Source organism: Alteromonas abrolhosensis, assembly GCF_001953635.1.
Taxonomy (GTDB): domain Bacteria; phylum Pseudomonadota; class Gammaproteobacteria; order Enterobacterales; family Alteromonadaceae; genus Alteromonas; species Alteromonas abrolhosensis.
The window spans coordinates 156,240-175,559 of record NZ_MEJH01000004.1 but is presented as its reverse complement, the minus strand read 5'-3'; the positions used below and the strand labels follow the sequence as shown (position 1 = coordinate 175,559).

Sequence of the window (19,320 nt, the reverse complement as noted above, 5' to 3'; positions counted from 1 at the left end):
TTGTTTTGTAGTGCTAACGTGTTTAGGCAGGCTGAAAGGCTTGCCCGACACTGGCAACATCACTTTTACCATTAATATGATAGACAGATACTCTATTGCGGCCATGCTTTTTACTACCATATAAAGCCTCGTCGGCATTGGCATAAAGCGCCTCGAATTGATACTTTGACGACGCAGTACTAGAAATACCGAAGCTTGCAGAAACATCGAAGGTAAAGCCACTTTCCCTTGTATCGATTTGACGAATACTATTTCGCATACTTTCCGCTATTTCTTTCGCCTTTTGCTCTGAGCACCCTGGTAAAAGCAAACCGAACTCTTCGCCACCTAAGCGACCAAAAACATCTTCCTTTCTGCAATGCTTCTTCACTGCGCTAACCACTGCCTTAAGCACCCAATCTCCGGTTGGATGACCGTAGCTGTCGTTAACTGCTTTAAAATGATCAAGGTCGAAAATTACAAAAGACAATATTTCTTGGTGGTCTGCTGCTCGCTTTAGTGCTTTCGTCGCTAACTCAGTAAAGTAGTGACGATTGGCCACCTTTGTCAGCGAGTCAGTTTGCGCCTTTTCTTTTAGCGCAGCATGTAACTTGCGATTTATTATTGCCCACATAAGAACAAGTATGGTTGTGGAAGCAAGCAATGTTATCAACAGCCTGTGATTTTGCTTTTCTTCTCTCGACAGGGCAGCTTGTGCTTTTAATAGGCTGTTTTCTTTGTCCAGCAGTTGGATTTCAATATTCTTTTCAAGGTTATCGAACTTGGCTTGTTGAATAGCCATTTGCTTAACGTTGTACTCATCCAGATACGCCTTGTCGGCTTCAGCGTACTGTATATACGCCTCTAACGCTTTTACATTGTTCCCTTGCTCAATCGCCGATTGATAAAGAGTGTGATACGCCGTTTTTCTTGGTTTAGAGTAACCCATACCCTTTGCGAGCTCAGCGCCTTTCAGGGCACTTTCCTGGGCGTTGTGAAAGAGTTTGTTCGCAAGGTAAGCCTGGGCTAAAACTGTATAATATTCCGACGTTAATCGTGGATAGTTAGTACTTTCCACATCCTTTTGAATGACAAGCAAAGCGTCTAATGCCCCTGCTACCCCATCCGGCGAGGCTAACATTAATTGAGCAAGCCATAACTTTGCTAGGTTCAGAGCAATAGGCTCTTTACTCGCTTCGCACACTGCAATAGTTGTCATTAACGTCTCACGGTCAAGACGCCCCAAATTATGCAAAGACTCACTACGCAGGTTGTGAGCCAAACACTCGTTGCGGGGAGAAAGGTTTTGTCCAATCACGCGATTGCTGTATTGCAAACTCTGTTCAAATTCTTCGAGCTGATTATAGAAAAGCGCAATCGTTAAAATCGATAGGTGCTTATCTTTGTCTTTAGCCAACGAAAGAAGAGGGACGATGTCAGGAATTTGCTGAAGCGCTTTGGGAAAATCTCTGACTAATGCGAAGTTGTTAAGAATAGAGTTTTTAGCCCGTAGCTGTAGAGATTTATCTGTAGCACTTTGAAAAACACTTTCATAAAGTGGAACCGCTTCTATCAACTTTCCTGAATACGACAAACTATAAGCATTGAGATAGTTAAAGTATTGAACTTGGGCAGGAGAGAATGAGCGTGATTTTGCAGAAAGTTCAGATAATGAAGTACGAAACGCAGTAACGTCCTGACTACGAAGTGTGTCAGCTTGCTGTAGCTGTTGATCTATTTCGTCTGCAGCAAGGGGGAATATGAAAAAGGGGCAAATTAACGCCCCTATTAATAATCTAGACAGCATTTTCAACTATCACGGTTAGTGAATTGAAACTTGGTTCTTTTCGCCACTGTCTGGTGCATCTCCTGGCGCTTCTTGCTCTTCGTCTTCTGGCATCAAAAGACACCACATTTTTTCTTTGTCTTTTGAAAGTTCATCAGCGTGATCAGCCTTGAACTGAGCAATAATGTCGGAGTTGCTTTGTTTAGATGCATCTTGTGCAATTGCTAGTAATTCTTTTAGCGCCTTCATGAGTGTGTATTCAGCTTATAATTTTTAGTTAATACTAGATTATCAACAAATTGATGGGATGTTAATCAATTACGTATAGTCTTTTTGACATATAATACCAGTGCGAGTGGACACACGCGTCGCGTTTAAGGGCAACTTATGGTTAATCGGTCGGTTGACGATAACTCAGTTACAAAGACGTTCAAAAGTATAGGTTGTTAGTTCGCTTTTGCTTCCCGTTGATAAACTGTCGTTTTTCTTAACAAAGCCCAATTGAGTAACTAATCGCCGTGTTGCCAAATGGCGTATTTGGAACTGAGCAACGATGCGGTCGAGATTTACATGTGAAATACCGTAGTCAACCAAGGCTCCCATCGCTTCCCGAGCAGCCCCTTTGCCATTCATCTTTCGAGCTAACATTATGCCAATCTCTGCACTATTCTTGTGAGTATGTTTACGTAACATCTGAATACCGCAAAATGCTTTTGTGTAATTGCATGTTATTACCCAGACTTTCTGCGTTGGCCAAGGCTGACGGTTTGCTTCAATGAACCCACTAGTCACTCGCTCACTTTCGGCTTTAGTCAGGGGCGTGCCAATTAACCGCATTACTTTCTCATCTTGATACAGAGCTGCCGCCTCTGCAGCCCACTTAGCGTCAAGCAGTTCGCAAGTAAAACGATGCGTTACGAATTGCATAAATTACTATTTGCGGAGTAGTCAGTATCATCAAGCTTCAGTGTTTTTATCGGTGGAATAACCAGCGTTGTATGTTGATTAATTTCGTGTTCATGCAAGTCACCAATAGCAATACTTTCTGCTCTGAAACCTTCAATAGGTAACGTTGCTGCTTCGTACAAAATAGCAGTATCCTCGGCGTTATAAATTGACAGTAATTTATCTGTGAGCTTTTTTCGCTGAAGTGGCGTTGAAGTATATACAGCGCTTGAAAAGTCGCCGACAACACCCACTTGCCATAAAATTAAGTATGCAGCGGTATCTATTTCCCGTTTGAATTTAAGGAATTGGTTTGCTTCATAATGCTGGCAACCAACTGCCCCAGGGTCGACGCCCAAATCAGCATACAGGCACGATTCCGCGGAAATACCAGGTAGCATGTATGCTTCGAAGCCTTTTTGTTTGGCTCTGTTTATTGCATCTAGCGGCGCTTTTGCAAATACACTGGGGTGACCGTAAAACGCCCCAACAACTTTTTGGCCTTGTTGCACCTTATCTAGCATCGCATTTGTCATCTGGGCATACGTTTCGTGACGGTCTTTTCCATCTTCATAGAATGATTGAAGATTGACGGTATTATTGTTCAAAGACGTGATCCACGCTTCCATATAGTGTTCGGCTACGCATACAAATACGACGTCTGCCTGTTCTATATGACTTTGACATAATGGCGACATGTGCGCGCCAACCATCATGCCAGTTCCCACGCAAACCAAACTACCCCGCTGCATTAAAATTCCCTTATTGTTGTTATTTGATGTCAGTTATTATTTTTTAAAAATTTGCTTTAGTGTTTCAACTGTTTGGCCAGCAGTGACTTTGTGTGCGAAGGACACCACGCCAAATTCACCTCGTGCTCTGTCAAAAATTGTATAGTATTGAGAAATCAGCGGAAGCCCCAGAATAGTTTGATTTGGCCAGTGTTTTAAGGGAAACATTTTAAAGGACGCTTCGTTGTATGACGGCGCGTGTATCTGCCAATATGCATCAGGAGGAAGCCTTAGCGCTATGTCTTCCCCGTGCTCCCCCTCAAGTATAAACGTTAGCGTTGGCCATTTTGTAAGATCTAATTCCGTTAATGGAATACCTTGCTCTTGAAACGAAAAAGCCGTGAATGGCGCGAGCAACACATCGGCATTTCTAACGCACGCGTGAATCTGCCCCATCACATCATCATACAGCGACTCCGGTAAGCCTATGACAGTAGCACCTGTATCGACAATAGCATTTGAACACCAGCGAGCTTGATCGGAAGCTTTCAACACCGGCGCATTAGTGGCCACACCCTCGCACTCTATAGCTTTCAACGTGACGTTATAAAACTTGTCGTGAAGTACTTTCGCATTCAACAAAGGAGGCGAATATAAGTCTTTGTGAAATAGGGGTTCACCAACCACAAATAGCCCATAATTTGTTCGATGAGCTAGCGCAGCGGTAAGACAGTTACTGTCGACGTTATAAATACTTGAACGATGCAACCAGAACGCAAACTTATTCGCTGTTATATGTTGTTGCTCAAGATATGAAAAATAACTGGGCAACGTTGTGGCAATCGGCTTATCTACGTTTAGTTCAGCTTGTTCAGTTTCTACAGAATCCGAGAGTAAAACACTATAAAGATCATACTCACTTAGTTTTTCTTTGGTTTCATCACAGTAGCGATAAGCGTGATTTAGTGGTTGATACGCCAACCCCATAATTCCGTCAGCTTTCTTAAAGCAAGGTTGTTCGGGCGAATTTGGCTCTTTTGCAATCGCGACGAAAGTTTGAGGTAGCGTCACACTGTGACCAAAAATGCCAAGGCGCACTGTCGTTTTGACCACAGGGCCGTGCCAACTGCCTTCTGCATATTTTATGGATTGAGAGTAGTAGGTAAACTCAACATAATTATCTTTTTCTACATGATAGTGCGCGTGGCCCAAAGCAAGCGTAGCGCTTCCCGTATCTAGAATCAGATGAACTGCTTGCTGATCCGCGCCTACATGTGCTCTCACACTATAGCCGCCATCAGCGAAAGTATTGGTAATTGGCAATCGAAGAGAGCGAGTCACGTTGGCTACCTTAAATTAGCTTTGGCTCTTAACAGCCTGTTACAACTACTTATCTCTTAAAAGCTGACCATCGTCCGCTTTTAACAACATCTGTTTGCTGTCTACCAAGCATTTTTTGGCATAGTCTCCAAACCATGCGCCAACCTTCATGAACTGTTCGACAAACCCTTTTTTATCGCCATTTTCAAGTAATGACAATGCAATCCCAAAACGTTCATAAAAGCGGCGTAGAAGCGCGAAATTGTCGGGATTATTGAAGATAATATCTGCGTATAGTTGTGGTGACTGAGCGAACAGTCGACCTACCATCGCGAGTTCTAAGCGATATATAGGTGAGCTAAACATGGTGAGTGATTCAAGATTGGGATCTTCACCTTTTAGGTGCTGCCCGTACACAAACGTGTTGAAGTGACGCATTACCTGAATGTAAGCCATGGCTTGGTCATGTTCTTGTGCGCTTGAGTCATGAATTGTAGCTCCCCAAATTCGCATTTGCTCAATCAGCCAGCTGTACTTCTCACTGCCACGCCCATCACACACTACCACTACCTGTTTAATCATTCCGGGCGCATCAGGACCGAACATGGGGTGTAATCCAACAACGGGGCCAGCGTGCGCGGCAAGCATCGCTTCAAGCGGCTTAGCTTTAATACTGGTTATATCTGCAAGCACACAATCTTTTGGCAGCATAGTGAGCTTGCTTATTACAGCTTCTGTTAAGTTAATTGGAACTGCAACTACAACCAATGAAGCACTACTTAATAGAGATACTGCTCTTCCATTGTCCCAGTCATCTTTTTCCACAACCGAAACATTGTAATTACTGCGTTCGAACAAGCTCACGAACACACGGCCAAGCGCCCCTGCTCCACCAATTACAACAACGTTGTCGACATCAGGTTTCACACAGCGATATTTGTTGTTTTGCGTATGATAAGACTCTCGCATTACTCGACGTAATAAGTCTTCGGTGAGTTCGGGAGACACCCCTAGCGCTTCTGCCTGAGCACGGCGGGAGGCGATCAACGCTTTTTCGCGCTCTGGTACGTAAACGGGCATGCCAGCTTCAGCCTTAATTTGGCCGACCTGGGTTGTAATTTGATTGCGTTTTGCGAGTAATTCCACAAGCTGGGTATCCAGCTCGTCGATACCTTCACGCAGCGTATCTAACTTTTTTAAGTGCTGCGATAAATCGGCCATTCTGTCTTATCCTTGAATCAAATGGCACGGTGCTTAGAGGCAATAACTAAATTGCCTCTATGGGCGTTACTTGTACTTATGCCACCGTGCGCTTATTTTGGCGTAAGGGTAACACAGTTATCAACTTATCTCTGGTTTGAGATATTAAGTTCTCTGTGGTTTCCCAATCAATACATCCGTCAGTAATTGAAACGCCATACTCAAGTTCTTCTGGCTTTTTACCTTCAGCTTTTTGATTACCGGGTTTCAAGTGACTTTCCAACATAACGCCAATGATAGACTGATTGCCTTCTAGGATTTGATTAACCACGTTCTGAGCAACCAATGGCTGGCGGCGATAATCTTTCGATGAGTTTGCATGGCTGCAATCCACTACCAAGCCCGCCGTCAAACCTGCATCCTGTAGCTCAATTTCACATTCTGACACGCATACCGAGTCGTAGTTTGGCTGCTTTCCGCCGCGAAGAATAATATGACCATCTGGATTACCGCTCGTTCCGATAATACTAACCTGGCCTTGCTTGTTAATTCCCATAAAACGGTGACCCGATGCGGCAGATTTAAGCGCATTGATAGCAATATCCAAGCTTCCGTCAGTACCATTTTTGAAACCCACTGGCATAGACAAACCACTGGCCATTTCACGGTGTGTTTGCGATTCAGAGGTGCGCGCACCTATCGCAGCCCAGCTAAATAGCTCTGCAAGGTATTGCGGACTAATTGGATCTAGTGCTTCAGTGGCAACAGGCAGCTCTAATTCAGCAAGCCAAATTAACAGCTCTCTTGCTTTACGAAGACCGGTTTCGATATCAAATGTACCGTCAATATGCGGGTCGTTGATTAAACCTTTCCACCCAGTTGTAGTGCGCGGCTTTTCGAAGTACACGCGCATAACAATAAATAGCGTGTCTTTGCATGATTCATGAAGCTCTTTGAGCTTAAGCGCATATTCTTTCGCTGCTTCAACATCGTGTATAGAGCACGGTCCACACACAACAAGTAATCTATGATCGCGGCGATGAATGATGTCTGAAACAATTTTTCTAGACTCTGAGATAGCCGCTAACGCTTTGTCTGACACAGGCAATTCAGCACTAAGCGCTTCTGGAGTTATAAGTACATCTTCTGTACTTACGTGAACATTATTTACGGTGTCCTTGATCATGGGAGCTCTCTTACTCTCTTAACTACAAATAAAAAACGGAAAATAAAACGCCAAAAGAGTGTGCAATCTGCATGTAAACCTTATTGTACAACCAGCTTTTCTATATTTCTTTAACGTCGTTGACTTTTTAGCAACTAAAGCGTAATAGCGCAAGTAATAACGAATAATACTTTAATCTAGGCTAGATTCGAAGGATATGAGCATGACTGAATGTCAATAGCACGCATTAATAGCACAATTTTTAATCGGCAGTGAGGCTTATACGTAGAAACCTCTAGCGCAGAAGCCTTCGTCTACGTAACTCGCTCGCGTGCTTTTTTTGCTTAGCAAAAATAAAAAAATAATTGGCCAACATAAATAAGCTAAATTTCTCTTTCGGTGACAGGATTTTGTATCATTGCGGTAATGGAATAAAAACGAGAAAATAATGCAAAATCTAGCAATTACCTACACTGGCGATGTCGCCCTTTTAACCATGCAAAATGGTGAAAACCGCCATAACCCTCTTTTCGCTAAAGAAATGCTATCGGCTTTAAATACCATCAAAAGTAATGAAAACTGCAAAGCGCTAGTGATCACATCGAACGACGAGAAATGCTTTAGTTTAGGCATAGATACAGATTGGTTGATGCCGGCAATGAAAACCGGCCGTACTGAAGAAATAAAGCAATTCATGCACGATATGGACGAGGTATTTAAAACACTTCTTCTCTTCCCTCTTCCTGTTATTGCTGCTATCAATGGTCACGCCTTCGGCAATGGTGCAATTTTAGCGTGTGCTTGCGACTTCAGATTCATGCGCGCTGACAAAGGGTTCTTCTGCTTCCCTGAAGTGGATCTCTCCATTCCTTTCCTACCCGGCATGATTGAATTCGTTAAAAAAGCGATGCCATATTATAGGTTCAACGAAATGAAGCTATCCGGGAGACGTGTTTCCGGCAAAGAGTTAGAGCAAGACCATGTCGTAGAAAAGGCGTACGACACACAAGAAACACTGCTAGAAGGTGCGCTGAATTACGCTAAGACCTTTGATAAAAAGCGAGGTATTTTTGGCGAACACAAAAAGCGTCTGCACAAACATATTATCCACATTATCGATAGCGAGAATAAGCCTTTAATTGAAGCGCTTGCCCTAATGGCATAAGAATAATAGGCGCTTTGGTGAAGCGTCACTTAAGACGCTTCACCGATATTTGCTAATAAGACTCTTCACGGGCATATCAATGTTGGGCTCTATACTGTTTTTTTAGGTCTTGGTGTTCTCTTCCTAAAAAGATCGACTTTAACCCCCCAATGCAACGATGCAATTCTCAGTAAAACTGTTACAGAGATAGAGCCTAAAATGCACCAAATGTAAGGGATGTCTAGGGCAAACAAGGCGGCGTAGGTGAGACCACCTGCAAAACATGCACTTGCATAAACATCTCCACGCATAACGTAAGGTACTTCTCTGCAAACCACATCGCGCATCAAGCCCCCGAAGATACCGGTTGTCATGCCCATCGTTAAGGCGACAATCATTCCGGTTCCACTAATGAGTGCTTTCTCGATGCCTACGACATTAAAAATAGCAAGCCCTATGGTGTCGATAAGTATAAAGTAAAAATTGGAAGGTGAAGGCATATAGCGAATGAATAAGACTGTCGCGAATATAGCTGAATAAGTTGCTAGCAGATACTCTGAGGTTTCGACCCAGAAAATTGGTTTTCCTAATAGGAGGTCTCTTAAAGTACCTCCGCCAAGGGCTGTCATTACGCCGACAACAACAATGCCAAACCCATTGATACTTTTGTCATGCCCCAGCAATGCGCCCGATACAGCAAAAAATGCGACGCCAACGATATTTAAAAATAGAAAGTAGTCAGAACTCATAGTCTACTCAATGCGAAAATTTAATCTTAATGTAGTAGTAGTAACAGAGAAGTTCAAAAAGTCGATCAACTTCAGATAGCCTCAATTCAAACTAATTGTTAAACGAAAATGCTGAGTTGCCGATAGACTGATTATAAATTACAAAGAGAAAAATAATGAAAGAACAATTTCTGATGGAAAAAAATCCTTGGATCTCAAGGGCAAGCGATGGTCGATTTAGCGAAACACAACTAAGTGAAACATTGCTTCAACGATTGCGTGCTGAAGCAGTAAAAGAGGCTATTTGCTTTTATTCCAGTTTTTTTTCTGTGGACAAAAGAGCACTGAATGTACATGAGTTATGTGAAGCCTATAATCACTACCACTCTGAAGCAATACAACTTGGGCTATTTAAAAAGGGGGGAGTTCGAGAAAAGGACCATTTAAATTTTTGGTGCTTAAGTAAAGTGCTAAACCCTGATTTTTATGTAGAGTCAGGTGTATTTATAGGTAGCTCATTACATGCTTTTATAGATAATGAATCTCTTAAAAAAGTAGTAGCGATAGACCCGGACTTGTCAAAACTAAAACTTCCACTCGCAAAGGGCGAAAAGTTTACATTGATCGATGACAAAGATTTTTCCGAGTTGAGCTTCAATAACCTTCCTAGTAATTCTTTAGCCTACTTTGATGATCACATTGATTCAGCCAGAAGAATTATTCAATCTCAACGCTACGGTCTTAAATACATTATTTTTGATGACTCTACGGGAATGCAAGGTCTTACACAGAGGCTGTACCCAGCTTTTCCAACGATACCAATGATTTTAAAAAGTGAACTTTTTGAAGAGGGTGAAGAAATTAGTTGGTCGTTTACGCATCCCCAAAGTGGTATTACTAGACAAACCGTTACCATATCAGAAGAGTTGTTAGCGCATTGTCGCACAGCTGAGAAGCTTATCAAGCGAGTAGCCAAGCTTCCCGACTTAGGGGACTACATACCGTTGACTACGCCTACACCAATGTACGATATGACAAAGTACATAATTGAGCTTTATTAGTCTCAAACACAAAAAAGCCCGCTTGAAGCGGGCTTTTTCGAAGTTAACAATAACGCAAGGATTAGTAATCTTAGTTAAGCTTCTCTTTGATACGTGCAGATTTACCTGAACGCTCACGTAGATAGTAAAGCTTAGCACGACGAACCGCACCGCGACGTTTAACTTCAATTGAAGAAACTGCCGGGCTGTGTGTTTGGAACACACGCTCAACGCCTTCGCCGCTAGAAATTTTACGCACGGTAAAAGACGAGTGCAGACCACGGTTACGTTTAGCGATAACAACACCTTCATAAGCCTGAAGACGCTCTTTGTCACCTTCGGTAACGCGAACTTTAACAACTACTGTGTCACCTGGACCAAACGCAGGAACATCAGTCTTTAGCTGTGCTTCTTCGATTTTTTTGATGATATCTTGACTGACTTTGCTCATCATATCCTCTCGTCCTAGTTAACTGTCATCTTGCTGCAGTTGCGCTTGGAATAATTCAAGCAAACGCTGCTGCTCCTCAGTCAGAGCTAGGTGATTTAACAATTCAGGGCGACGCTGCCAGGTTCTACCTAATGATTGCATCAATCGCCACTGCCTAATTTTTTCATGGTCCCCACTTAACAACACATCAGGTACCTTTTGACCATCGAGTATTTCGGGCCGCGTATAGTGCGGACAATCCAAAAGACCGTCAGTGAAAGAATCTTCAACTGCTGAGGCTTTATGCCCCAACACGCCAGGAACTAATCGAGCAACCGCGTCCATAAGGACCATTGCTGGCAGTTCACCGCCGCTTAGCACGTAATCACCAATAGAGACTTCTTCATCTACATGGCTTTCGATTACTCGCTCGTCGATGCCTTCATATCGGCCGCAAATTAAAATTGTGCGGTCAATATTAGCAAGGCGCTGTACGCCTGCTTGGTCAAGGGGCTTCCCTTGTGGTGATAAGTAGATCACCTTACTTTTTTCGCCACCAACTTTCTTGGCAGCTTGTATTGCGTCGGTTAGCGGTTTTACCATCATCAGCATACCGGGTCCGCCTCCATAGGGGCGATCGTCTACTGTACGATGGCGATCATGTGTAAAGTCACGGGGGTTGAAGGTGTCAACCGATAACGTTCCAGACTTAACTGCTCGACCTATCACACCCTGTTGGGTAAAAGGGGCAAACATATCTGGAAACAGGCTAACAACGCCGAACCACTTTTCCGGTGTCACTTAAAACCCCGGGTCCCAGTCAACTTTAATGACCTTCGCTTCCTTATCCACCTCTTGTACGACTTCGTCGAACACAAAAGGCAATAGTCTTTCTTTTTGACCAAAAGCATCGCCTACATTCGCTTTAACGTGAATCACGTCGTTAGCACCTGTATTAAACACTTCTTTCACCAGACCCAAGTCGTAACCTTGCGTTGTTACCACTTTCATGCCGGTGAGCTCACGCCAATAAACCCCTTCGTCGCCTAAATCAGGCAGCTGTGAAGCGTTTATGTTGATATCCAAGTTTTTGATACGCTCGGCATCATCTCGACTATCAACGCCCACAATTTTTGCAACGAGATTTTTACCGTGCGGTCGCCACTGGTCAATTTGGTATTCTTTTTCATCGCCAAGAAACCATGGCGCGTACTCAAAAATACCTTCTGGCGTTTCTGTATAGCTGTTGATTTTGACCCAACCTTTAACACCGTACGGTGCGCCAATTTTGCCAACAATCACTTTGTCAGACGCTAGACTCATCTATACCACCAGTTAATAGCAGCTTACGCTGCAGATTTTTTCGCTTCTTTTACCAAGCTAGAAACGCGATCTGATAAGCTCGCGCCTACGCCAACCCAGTATTCAACACGCTCTAGATCTACGCGAAGACGTTCCGCTTGACCTTGTGCAGTTGGGTTGAAGAAACCGATGTTTTCAATGAAACGACCGTTTCTTGCACGACGGCTATCAGCCACCACTAGTTGATAAAATGGACGCTTTTTCGCGCCACCACGCTGTAAACGAATAGTAACCATAAATGCCTCAAACTCGTTGTAGCGTTACCGTTAACTTAAGCCTTCAACTCACGTCTAAAAATTAGACGCCAATTAGAAGGCCGCCGAATTATACGGATATCGCCACTCAATGCAAGTAAAAGTCTTGCTTAACTTATAATTAGCGCGTGCTCGGTGGCATTGCCTTAATCATTGCCGATAGCAGCACCACAACAAGCCAGGCTCAACAAATAAACAATTAACAGCAGGATATTTGTTGTATTCGTATTGAGAAAGGTAATCTCAGGAAATTTCAAAGACTCCGCAGGGTTACACTTGCGTCATTATAATCGTAGGGAACGTTTTGCCATTGGGCGCTTTTTACGTTTTTTGCTTTAACACCGTCTGCCTCGGCAAGTTTGTTCGAGTTGAGTATTAAACTGGGAAAGCCTTGTGCACCGATGCTGCGTGATAACTGAATTTCTTCTTTTAATTTCTCAATCGTACTTTCACTATTAAGCTCTAACTCAAAACGCTTAGCATCAAGCCCTATTTCTCTAGCAAATGCTATCAAGGTATCAAAATCCGAAGGGTTTCTTGCGTTCAAGTAATACCCTTCTTGAATTGCCTTGATTATTGCTTGCTCTAATACTTTTGCTTCATCACTATCTTTAGCCTGCGCTTTTGCTGCAAGAACCGCGCGACAAGAAGGATAGGTTGAACGACGAGGCTGACATTGCGTCCAAAAATCATAGTTGAATTGTGTTCCAGGCACACGATCTTGAATAGTTTGCCAATAGCCTGCAATAGTAAGTTTCATTTGTTCCGGCATAGGTAAATCACTATCCGGTGCGAGCCCGCCAAGCAAGTAGACAACCTCAATGTCGTTGGGTAACTCACGCTGTATTTGCTCCCAAGTAGGAACGAATGCCCAACACCAACTGCACATTGGATCATGAACATAATACAAAGTACGTGTTTCACTCATCGTTATTTTCCCGTTTTAACTATTTTGCTTCGTTTCAGCCACACTAACTTTCATCCCAGCTTAAATACTGCCGCTGTAATCGCATTGCTTACGTCCAATGTACATGCTTTACCGTATAATCCAAACAACGAATTATATTAAGCGTAGCGAAATCAACGCTATGAATAAGTTATGCGCATAAAGAGGTAATTTTGACAACACCACTCGCCAGTGTATCAACCAAACAAGTCTTACAGTGGATTGGCTCACATTTGCTTCGCTACAAAATGCGCGTTGTAGGTGCGGTTATAGCACTTTTTACGGCCGCAGTTGCATGGCTTTTACTTGGGCAAGGCATTAAGTACGCTATCGACAGCGGCTTCATAGAAAACGCAGCGGATACGTTAAACAAAGCCACAGTATTAGTGCTAGCCATTACTATCGTGGCCTGTTTAGCAACATACGCGCGCTTTTACTTAATGACTTGGCTTGGCGAGCGGGTTAGTGCTGATATCAGAAACCAGGTATATGCGCACTTGCTGTCTCTTCCGCCTTCATTTTTTGCGGAACTTAGAACTGGCGAAGTCATTTCTCGATTTACCAGCGACACCACAATTATACAGACCGTGGTGGGAATGAGTTTGTCGATGACCCTTCGCTCGGTTGTAACTTTCGTTGGTGCACTGGCGCTTATGACGTTTTCCAGTCCCCTACTTACCTTCTGTGTAATTGTCGCAGTTCCAGCTGTATTGGTTCCTATCAAGGTACTTGCGCCTCAGGTGCGCCGTTATGCCAAAGAGAGCCAAGACAAAGTGGCAGACTTGGGCGCACGAATTGATGAAAGTCTTCATGAAATTATGACTGTACAGGCCTATACCGCTGAAAATGCCGAACGACTACATTTTTCCAAAAAAGTAGAGCTTGCCATGGATGTGGCTAAAAAGCGTATTCACTATCGCTCACTACTTATCGGCTGCATCATGTGCATCAGTATGACGGCAATCATCTTTATTGCTTGGGTAGGGGCAAGACAAGTATTAGACGGCACTATGACAGTGGGTGAACTTTCCGCTTTCCTTTTTTATGCCGTAATGGCAGGCGGCAGTGTGGCCACAATCAGCGAAGTCATTGGTGAAGTACAGCGAGGTGTTGGTGCAAGTGAGCGTTTGTACGAGCTATTCACTACTGAGCCTGCTATTCGCTCTTTGAATGCTGACACAGCTGAAGCCTCTACTTCTTCAAAATACCCAACATTAAAAGAAGCAAGCGCTAAACCGATAATTTCCAAAGCAGCACCAAAAATAGAACTGGAAAATGTCAGCTTTGCTTACCCCAACAGCAAACCTTTGTTTAATAATTTGAACATTAACATTCAAGCGGGAGAACGCCTTGCTTTAGTGGGTGCAAGTGGAGCAGGAAAAACAACGCTGTTTCAATTATTAATGCGCTTCTACGACCCAAGTGCAGGACAAATACTGTTCAATGGAGCACCAATCAACAAAATGCCTGTAGATGTTCTGCGCCAACATATTGCCATAGTTACCCAAGAGCCCGTGGTATTTGCTGATACCGTGTTGGAAAACATTCGCTACGGCAGCCCACTTGCAAGTGACGACGCAGTGATTAATGCGGCGAAGCAAGCATTTGCCCACGAGTTTATCGATAACCTAGATGAGCGCTACAACACACAATTAGGCGAACGAGGCGTAAAACTTTCTGGCGGTCAAAAACAACGTATTGCTATTGCTCGCGCTATTTTGGCTGACCGCCCAATTTTACTCCTTGACGAAGCAACCAGTGCGCTTGATGCGATGAGTGAGCGTATGGTTCAGCGAGCCATAGATAGGCTTATGGTGGGCAAAACAAGTATTGTCATTGCTCACCGACTTGCGACAGTGCAGCACGCCGATCGCATATTAGTTATGGATAAAGGACAGGTTGTGGGTAGCGGCGATCACGCATCATTAATGAAAAGCGATACCTTGTACAGGGAATACGCTGAACTGCAATTGCTTAGCTGAACCGCCTGTGGTGCTATACGGTACAAATAACGGGTCGGCCAATCGACTACAAAACATACGTATTGGTAAAACAAAAATAAAGGGCCAGCAGATTTTTTTCTGTACCGGTTCTAATAACGCTACGGGTTTAAAATGAAAAATTCATTCTATGGTGCATCGAAGACATGGACAGTTCTTTGCGCTCTTCTTTTGGTGATGGTGCCAACTGCAAATGCACAATTTATGGGGGACAGACAAGCTAAACTTGTTGTAACCAAGCCCATTGAATTTATGAACGAAACGCGCAAAGTGGAAGCTGTAGGCAGTGCAGAAGCCGTTCGTTCAATCGTGTTATACCCTGCCGTTTCCGACGAAGTTACAGAAATTAACTTTGTACCCGGCCAAGCGGTGGAAAAAGGCAAAGTACTTGTTCGCCTTGACGACAGACGACAGCAAACGGCGTTAAAACGCGCAAAACTCACTTTGGAAGATGCGCAGCGCACTGTAGAACGATTAGCTTCAAGCTACAAACAAGGCGCAGTACCGGTTAGCGAATTAGATTTAGCTCGCACTCAACGCGACCTTGCAGAAGTTGCTCTGGAAGAAGCTCAGGCAGATTTAGAAGACAGACACATTGTTGCACCGTTTGACGGTGTGGTGGGCATTACCGACGTTGAAGTAGGCGACCGAATAAACGAACAAACGGTGATCACCACCTTGGACAACAGAAGTAAACTCTTTATTAACTTCAAAGCGCCTGAAGCTGCATTGCCTGTGTTACTTAACGCGCCAAATGTAACGCTGGAGCCTTGGAGTGATAAAGAGAAAGTAGTGAAAGCTGAAATAGCACAGGTCGATTCACGTATTAGTGAAACTGACAGAACCCTTCGCGCAAGAGCCCTACTGGATAACTCTTCTGATCAGTTCCGTCCTGGTATGAGCTTTCGAGTTAACTTAAGCATTGAAGGCGATCGCTTTGCTGCTATTCCTGAAGCTGCACTATTGTGGGGTGCTACGGGCGCTTATATTTGGCTTGCTGAGGACGGTAAGGCCAAGCGCGTAGATGTGAGCGTTCACCAACGTCTTAGAGGTACTATTCTTGTTTCGGGTGACATTAAAGAGGGTAACACACTAATTTCCGAAGGCGTACAGCGCTTACGTACCGGACAAGAAATTACCACCGAGCTGGCCGGAGGGCCTCAAGGTGAGTGATCCTAACCTATCTTCTTCAGTTAGCGACTTACCGTCTCTATCTATCCGACGCCCTGTACTGATTGTTGTATTAAACCTGCTTATTGCGATAGCCGGTTTAGCTGCATTAAGTGGTCTTGAAGTTCGTGAATTACCTGATGTAGACACTCCTCGCGTTACAGTGACTGCGGAATTTCCAGGCGCGTCTCCTGAAACGGTAGATGCGGAAGTTACTGGCCGTCTTGAAGGTGCTGTTGCACGCGTAAGTGGAGTGAAAGACATATACGCGCAAAGTGAAGAAAACTCAGCCCGCGTCCGCGTTGAATTTCGTCCCGGCGTTAATTTGGAAGACGCGGCTAATGAAGTGCGAGAGTCGGTCAGTCGAATACAGCGACAACTTCCAGAAGATGTCGAACAAGTCTCTATTATCCGAGCCGACAGCGACGCTCAGGCTGTTGTCAGCCTTGCTATTTCAAGCGATACATTGGACATGGAAACCCTCACCGAGCGCGTCGATACCGACGTTGCACCTTTATTCTTAAGTATCCCAGGCGTTGCCGATGTTACGTTAGATGGAGACAGAGAACGTGTGCTACGTGTTTCGGTAGACCCTCTGCGACTAACCAGTTTCGGTCTTTCAATGAGTGATATTGCGAATGCGCTGTCGCTTGCTCCCTTTGACGTGCCTGCGGGCAGTATTCAGTCTGCCGAGCAAGCACTCATAGTACGTGCAGATGCGACTTCGGTATCTGCAGAGGATGTGGGCAACATTGTTGTTAGCGGCGACATTCGCATTAATGATGTCGCGAGCGTGTACTTTGGTCCAGCCGACACCACCAGCGTAGTTCGCTTAGATGGAACACCGGTAATAGGCGTTGGTGTTATCCGTCAGGCTAGCTCCAATACTATAGAAATTTCAGACGAAGTGCTGGCCATGGTCGCAGACCTCGACCAGCGCTTCACTGATATGCACATCGTAGTCACCGCAGATGACGCAGAGTTTATCCGCGACTCAGTAAAAGAGGTGGTTGTCTCTCTCAGCCTTACCGTAGCGCTGGTTGTTGTTACATTGTTAGTATTTATCGGTTCGTGGCGCGCCACCATCGTACCTGCACTTTCAATTCCTGTATCACTTGCAGGCGCACTGGCAATTATTTGGGGTATGGGATTTTCCATTAATATCCTTACCCTTCTTGCCCTTGTATTAGCTACTGGCATGATAGTGGACGACGCTATTGTGGTTTCTGAAAATATTCAGCGTCGCAGAAGTATGGGTTTAGGCGCTCGTGCCGCAGCCGTGGTGGGCACACGCGAAGTTTTCTTCGCAGTGGTAGCAACAACCGCAGTACTCGCCTCGGTGTTCATTCCCATCGCTTTTCTTCCATCAACTGCAGGGCGTTTATTTAGGGAATTTGGTGGCGTGTTAGCTGGCGCCGTTGTTATTTCTTCCTTTGTCGCACTTTCACTGGTACCGGCGCTGACCGCTCGCCTTAAAGTGAAAGAAGCGAAAGAAAGTGGTCTGTTTAGCAAAACTTTCGGGCGCTTTGGGAATGCTTGTTTACGCCTGTATCAAGCCTCACTATTAAAAGCGCTCAAATATGGCTGGGTAGTCGGTATATTAAGTTTGGCAGCAGGCGGAGGCGCTTATATTTTATCGCAAAATATCGATAATGAATTACTGCCAAGTGAAGACAGAGGCACAATTCGTATTTTTGCACGTGGACCAGACGGTGCAGGCCTTAACTTTATGGACAGACAAGCCGAGAAAATGGAAGAGCTGCTGCTTCCCTATGTAGACAATGGCACTATAGATTCAATTTATACCGTGGTTGGCTCATGGGATCCCAATATCGTTTTTATCACAGCGCCTTTGAAGCATTGGGATGACCGAGATAAATCCCTTCAAGACGTGGTTAATGAAATACGTCCTAAGCTTCAGCAAATTCCTGGAGCGCCAGGTAGTGCCTTTGGCGGCAACAGCTTAAATCTGCGCGGTCAAAGCGGCGGACTTGAAATAGCGTTAACCGGCGATACTTATGAAAATATTTTCGAAGCTTCACAAGCATTCTCTCGTCAGATTGAAGAAGCACTACCTGAGCTAGGTAGACCGAGAATAAGTTACGACCCTACCCAACCTCAAATGAGGGTAAATATTGACAGGCGTCGCGCTGAAGAACTCGGCGTGCCGCTTACCGACATAGCAAGCACCCTGCGCGCTGCTGTAAATGGTGATGATATCGCTGACTTAAATGTAGGCGACCAATCTATCCCTATCATGCTGCAAACCAATAACCGCAGTACATTAGATCCATCCGAGCTTACTAGCTTGTATGTGAAAAGTACCGATGGAAATTTGGTGCCCCTTTCAAGCGTTGCGTTTATTAGTGAAGAAGGGGTTGCTGCTGAATTAGAGCGTCAGGCGCAGCGCCGCGCAATTAAACTGGAAATGGAGTTACCTGAAGACATAGCACTTAGTGATGTGGTCGAGAATATCCGCGATTTAGCTGCCGAGTCGTTACCTAGTGGTATAGGACTTGTGTTTCTTGGTGAGGCGCAAACTTATGAAGAAACGTCTAAGCAAGTAGCACTAACCTACGTCTTGGCTTTCGTTATCGTACTGCTTGTATTAGCTGCACAATTTGAGAGTGTGAACAGTGCGGTGGTGGTTATGCTTACCGTTCCTTTCGGTATTGCTGCCGCGGTCTACGCCCTGTTTTTAACGGGCACCAGTATCAACATTTACTCTCAAATTGGCTTAGTAATGTTGATAGGTCTTCTTGCTAAAAACGCTATCCTACTCATTGAATTTGCCGACCAGCTTCGCGATAAAGGCTATGATATTTACGACGCTATTGTTGAGGCCGGTAAAGTGCGTTTGCGCCCTATAATGATGACGTTGGTTTCAACAATTTTAGGCGGTCTACCGCTCATTCTATCTACTGGCGCTGGCGCAGAAGCTCGCAATGCTATTGGCTGGGTCGTATTTGGTGGATTGGGTATAGCCGTGGTATTTACCCTTTACCTCACGCCAGTGTTATATCTCGCTCTTGCCCGCTTTACCAAGCCTCGTGCAGACGAAAGCGCTAAACTTGAAAGGGAAATGGAAGAAGCAAACGCACAGCACTCATAGTATTGCGC

The 19,320-nt window shown here is 44.5% G+C and carries 18 protein-coding genes; 5 read left to right on the top strand and 13 right to left on the bottom strand.

What is annotated here, in order from left to right; all coding sequences use genetic code 11:
* Nucleotides 1-22 precede the first annotated feature (22 nt).
* From BGK61_RS08175 to BGK61_RS08145, 7 genes are all read right to left on the bottom strand, one after another.
* On the bottom strand, nucleotides 23-1,786 hold the full coding sequence (locus BGK61_RS08175; protein ID WP_234349480.1) for a diguanylate cyclase: 1,764 nt from the start codon (nucleotides 1,784-1,786) through the stop codon (nucleotides 23-25).
* 15 nt (nucleotides 1,787-1,801) lie between these two features.
* Nucleotides 1,802-2,014 carry a hypothetical protein gene (locus BGK61_RS08170; RefSeq protein WP_014997819.1) on the bottom strand — a complete coding sequence of 71 codons (213 nt, stop codon included), beginning with the start codon at nucleotides 2,012-2,014 and terminating at the stop codon, nucleotides 1,802-1,804.
* A gap of 165 nt (nucleotides 2,015-2,179) precedes the next feature.
* Nucleotides 2,180-2,692, bottom strand: a complete 513-nt coding sequence (locus BGK61_RS08165) for a GNAT family N-acetyltransferase (RefSeq protein WP_014997818.1) — start codon at nucleotides 2,690-2,692, stop codon at nucleotides 2,180-2,182.
* Nucleotides 2,680-3,462, bottom strand: a complete 783-nt coding sequence (locus BGK61_RS08160; protein ID WP_076011783.1) for an SAM-dependent methyltransferase — start codon at nucleotides 3,460-3,462, stop codon at nucleotides 2,680-2,682. The genes BGK61_RS08165 and BGK61_RS08160 overlap by 13 nt, the downstream gene beginning before the upstream one ends.
* A gap of 36 nt (nucleotides 3,463-3,498) precedes the next feature.
* Nucleotides 3,499-4,782 carry a pepsin-like aspartic protease gene (locus BGK61_RS08155; RefSeq protein ID WP_014997816.1) on the bottom strand — a complete coding sequence of 428 codons (1,284 nt, stop codon included), beginning with the start codon at nucleotides 4,780-4,782 and terminating at the stop codon, nucleotides 3,499-3,501.
* Nucleotides 4,783-4,827: 45 nt separating this feature from the next.
* Entirely contained in the window at nucleotides 4,828-5,982 is a 1,155-nt protein-coding gene (gene tyrA / locus BGK61_RS08150) for a bifunctional chorismate mutase/prephenate dehydrogenase (RefSeq protein WP_014997815.1), read from the bottom strand.
* A 76-nt stretch (nucleotides 5,983-6,058) separates the two neighbouring features.
* On the bottom strand, nucleotides 6,059-7,147 hold the full coding sequence (locus tag BGK61_RS08145) for a 3-deoxy-7-phosphoheptulonate synthase (RefSeq protein ID WP_014948838.1): 1,089 nt from the start codon (nucleotides 7,145-7,147) through the stop codon (nucleotides 6,059-6,061).
* 427 nt (nucleotides 7,148-7,574) lie between these two features.
* Between BGK61_RS08145 and BGK61_RS08140 the strand changes: the two genes are divergently transcribed.
* Complete coding sequence (locus tag BGK61_RS08140; RefSeq protein WP_014997814.1) at nucleotides 7,575-8,291, top strand: enoyl-CoA hydratase/isomerase family protein; 717 nt, start codon at nucleotides 7,575-7,577, stop codon at nucleotides 8,289-8,291.
* A gap of 89 nt (nucleotides 8,292-8,380) precedes the next feature.
* Here the strand turns inward: BGK61_RS08140 and BGK61_RS08135 are convergent, their stop codons facing one another.
* Complete coding sequence (locus BGK61_RS08135; RefSeq protein ID WP_014997813.1) at nucleotides 8,381-9,019, bottom strand: trimeric intracellular cation channel family protein; 639 nt, start codon at nucleotides 9,017-9,019, stop codon at nucleotides 8,381-8,383.
* A 155-nt stretch (nucleotides 9,020-9,174) separates the two neighbouring features.
* Here BGK61_RS08135 and BGK61_RS08130 point away from each other — a divergent pair, with 155 nt between their 5' ends.
* Nucleotides 9,175-10,059, top strand: coding sequence for a hypothetical protein (locus BGK61_RS08130; RefSeq protein WP_076011784.1), 885 nt, complete (start codon nucleotides 9,175-9,177; stop codon nucleotides 10,057-10,059).
* Between the two features lie 70 nt (nucleotides 10,060-10,129).
* On the opposite strand, the gene rplS is transcribed toward BGK61_RS08130, so the two are convergent.
* From rplS to BGK61_RS08105, 5 genes are all read right to left on the bottom strand, one after another.
* Entirely contained in the window at nucleotides 10,130-10,489 is a 360-nt protein-coding gene (gene rplS, locus BGK61_RS08125) for a 50S ribosomal protein L19 (RefSeq protein ID WP_024015986.1), read from the bottom strand.
* Between the two features lie 18 nt (nucleotides 10,490-10,507).
* Nucleotides 10,508-11,269 carry a tRNA (guanosine(37)-N1)-methyltransferase TrmD gene (gene trmD / locus BGK61_RS08120; RefSeq protein ID WP_014948834.1) on the bottom strand — a complete coding sequence of 254 codons (762 nt, stop codon included), beginning with the start codon at nucleotides 11,267-11,269 and terminating at the stop codon, nucleotides 10,508-10,510.
* Nucleotides 11,270-11,791 carry a ribosome maturation factor RimM gene (rimM, locus tag BGK61_RS08115; RefSeq protein WP_076011785.1) on the bottom strand — a complete coding sequence of 174 codons (522 nt, stop codon included), beginning with the start codon at nucleotides 11,789-11,791 and terminating at the stop codon, nucleotides 11,270-11,272.
* A 23-nt stretch (nucleotides 11,792-11,814) separates the two neighbouring features.
* Complete coding sequence (rpsP, locus tag BGK61_RS08110; protein ID WP_014948832.1) at nucleotides 11,815-12,066, bottom strand: 30S ribosomal protein S16; 252 nt, start codon at nucleotides 12,064-12,066, stop codon at nucleotides 11,815-11,817.
* 271 nt (nucleotides 12,067-12,337) lie between these two features.
* A complete protein-coding gene (locus BGK61_RS08105; RefSeq protein WP_014997809.1) occupies nucleotides 12,338-13,012 on the bottom strand; it encodes a DsbA family protein in 675 nt (224 codons plus the stop codon).
* 191 nt (nucleotides 13,013-13,203) lie between these two features.
* Between BGK61_RS08105 and BGK61_RS08100 the strand changes: the two genes are divergently transcribed.
* The 3 genes from BGK61_RS08100 (at nucleotide 13,204) to BGK61_RS08090 (ending at nucleotide 19,312) form a co-directional block, all read left to right on the top strand.
* Nucleotides 13,204-15,012, top strand: coding sequence for an ABC transporter transmembrane domain-containing protein (locus BGK61_RS08100; RefSeq protein WP_014997808.1), 1,809 nt, complete (start codon nucleotides 13,204-13,206; stop codon nucleotides 15,010-15,012).
* Between the two features lie 132 nt (nucleotides 15,013-15,144).
* Nucleotides 15,145-16,203, top strand: a complete 1,059-nt coding sequence (locus BGK61_RS08095) for an efflux RND transporter periplasmic adaptor subunit (protein ID WP_076011786.1) — start codon at nucleotides 15,145-15,147, stop codon at nucleotides 16,201-16,203.
* Nucleotides 16,196-19,312 (top strand): efflux RND transporter permease subunit, encoded by a 3,117-nt coding sequence (locus BGK61_RS08090; RefSeq protein WP_014997806.1) that lies wholly within the window; start codon nucleotides 16,196-16,198, stop codon nucleotides 19,310-19,312. Before BGK61_RS08095 ends, BGK61_RS08090 begins: the two co-directional genes overlap by 8 nt.
* Nucleotides 19,313-19,320: the final 8 nt, after the last annotated feature.

Bases quoted from the DNA above. Each gene is read 5' to 3' on its own strand.
- BGK61_RS08175 (WP_234349480.1), bottom strand. From the start codon at position 1,786: ATGCTGTCTAGATTATTAATAGGGGCGTTAATTTGCCCCTTTTTCATA.
- BGK61_RS08170 (WP_014997819.1), bottom strand. From the start codon at position 2,014: ATGAAGGCGCTAAAAGAATTACTAGCAATTGCACAAGATGCATCTAAA.
- BGK61_RS08165 (WP_014997818.1), bottom strand. From the start codon at position 2,692: ATGCAATTCGTAACGCATCGTTTTACTTGCGAACTGCTTGACGCTAAG.
- BGK61_RS08160 (WP_076011783.1), bottom strand. From the start codon at position 3,462: ATGCAGCGGGGTAGTTTGGTTTGCGTGGGAACTGGCATGATGGTTGGC.
- tyrA (WP_014997815.1), bottom strand. From the start codon at position 5,982: ATGGCCGATTTATCGCAGCACTTAAAAAAGTTAGATACGCTGCGTGAA.
- BGK61_RS08145 (WP_014948838.1), bottom strand. From the start codon at position 7,147: ATGATCAAGGACACCGTAAATAATGTTCACGTAAGTACAGAAGATGTA.
- BGK61_RS08140 (WP_014997814.1), top strand. From the start codon at position 7,575: ATGCAAAATCTAGCAATTACCTACACTGGCGATGTCGCCCTTTTAACC.
- BGK61_RS08135 (WP_014997813.1), bottom strand. From the start codon at position 9,019: ATGAGTTCTGACTACTTTCTATTTTTAAATATCGTTGGCGTCGCATTT.
- BGK61_RS08130 (WP_076011784.1), top strand. From the start codon at position 9,175: ATGAAAGAACAATTTCTGATGGAAAAAAATCCTTGGATCTCAAGGGCA.
- rplS (WP_024015986.1), bottom strand. From the start codon at position 10,489: ATGAGCAAAGTCAGTCAAGATATCATCAAAAAAATCGAAGAAGCACAG.
- rimM (WP_076011785.1), bottom strand. From the start codon at position 11,791: ATGAGTCTAGCGTCTGACAAAGTGATTGTTGGCAAAATTGGCGCACCG.
- rpsP (WP_014948832.1), bottom strand. From the start codon at position 12,066: ATGGTTACTATTCGTTTACAGCGTGGTGGCGCGAAAAAGCGTCCATTT.
- BGK61_RS08105 (WP_014997809.1), bottom strand. From the start codon at position 13,012: ATGAGTGAAACACGTACTTTGTATTATGTTCATGATCCAATGTGCAGT.
- BGK61_RS08095 (WP_076011786.1), top strand. From the start codon at position 15,145: ATGAAAAATTCATTCTATGGTGCATCGAAGACATGGACAGTTCTTTGC.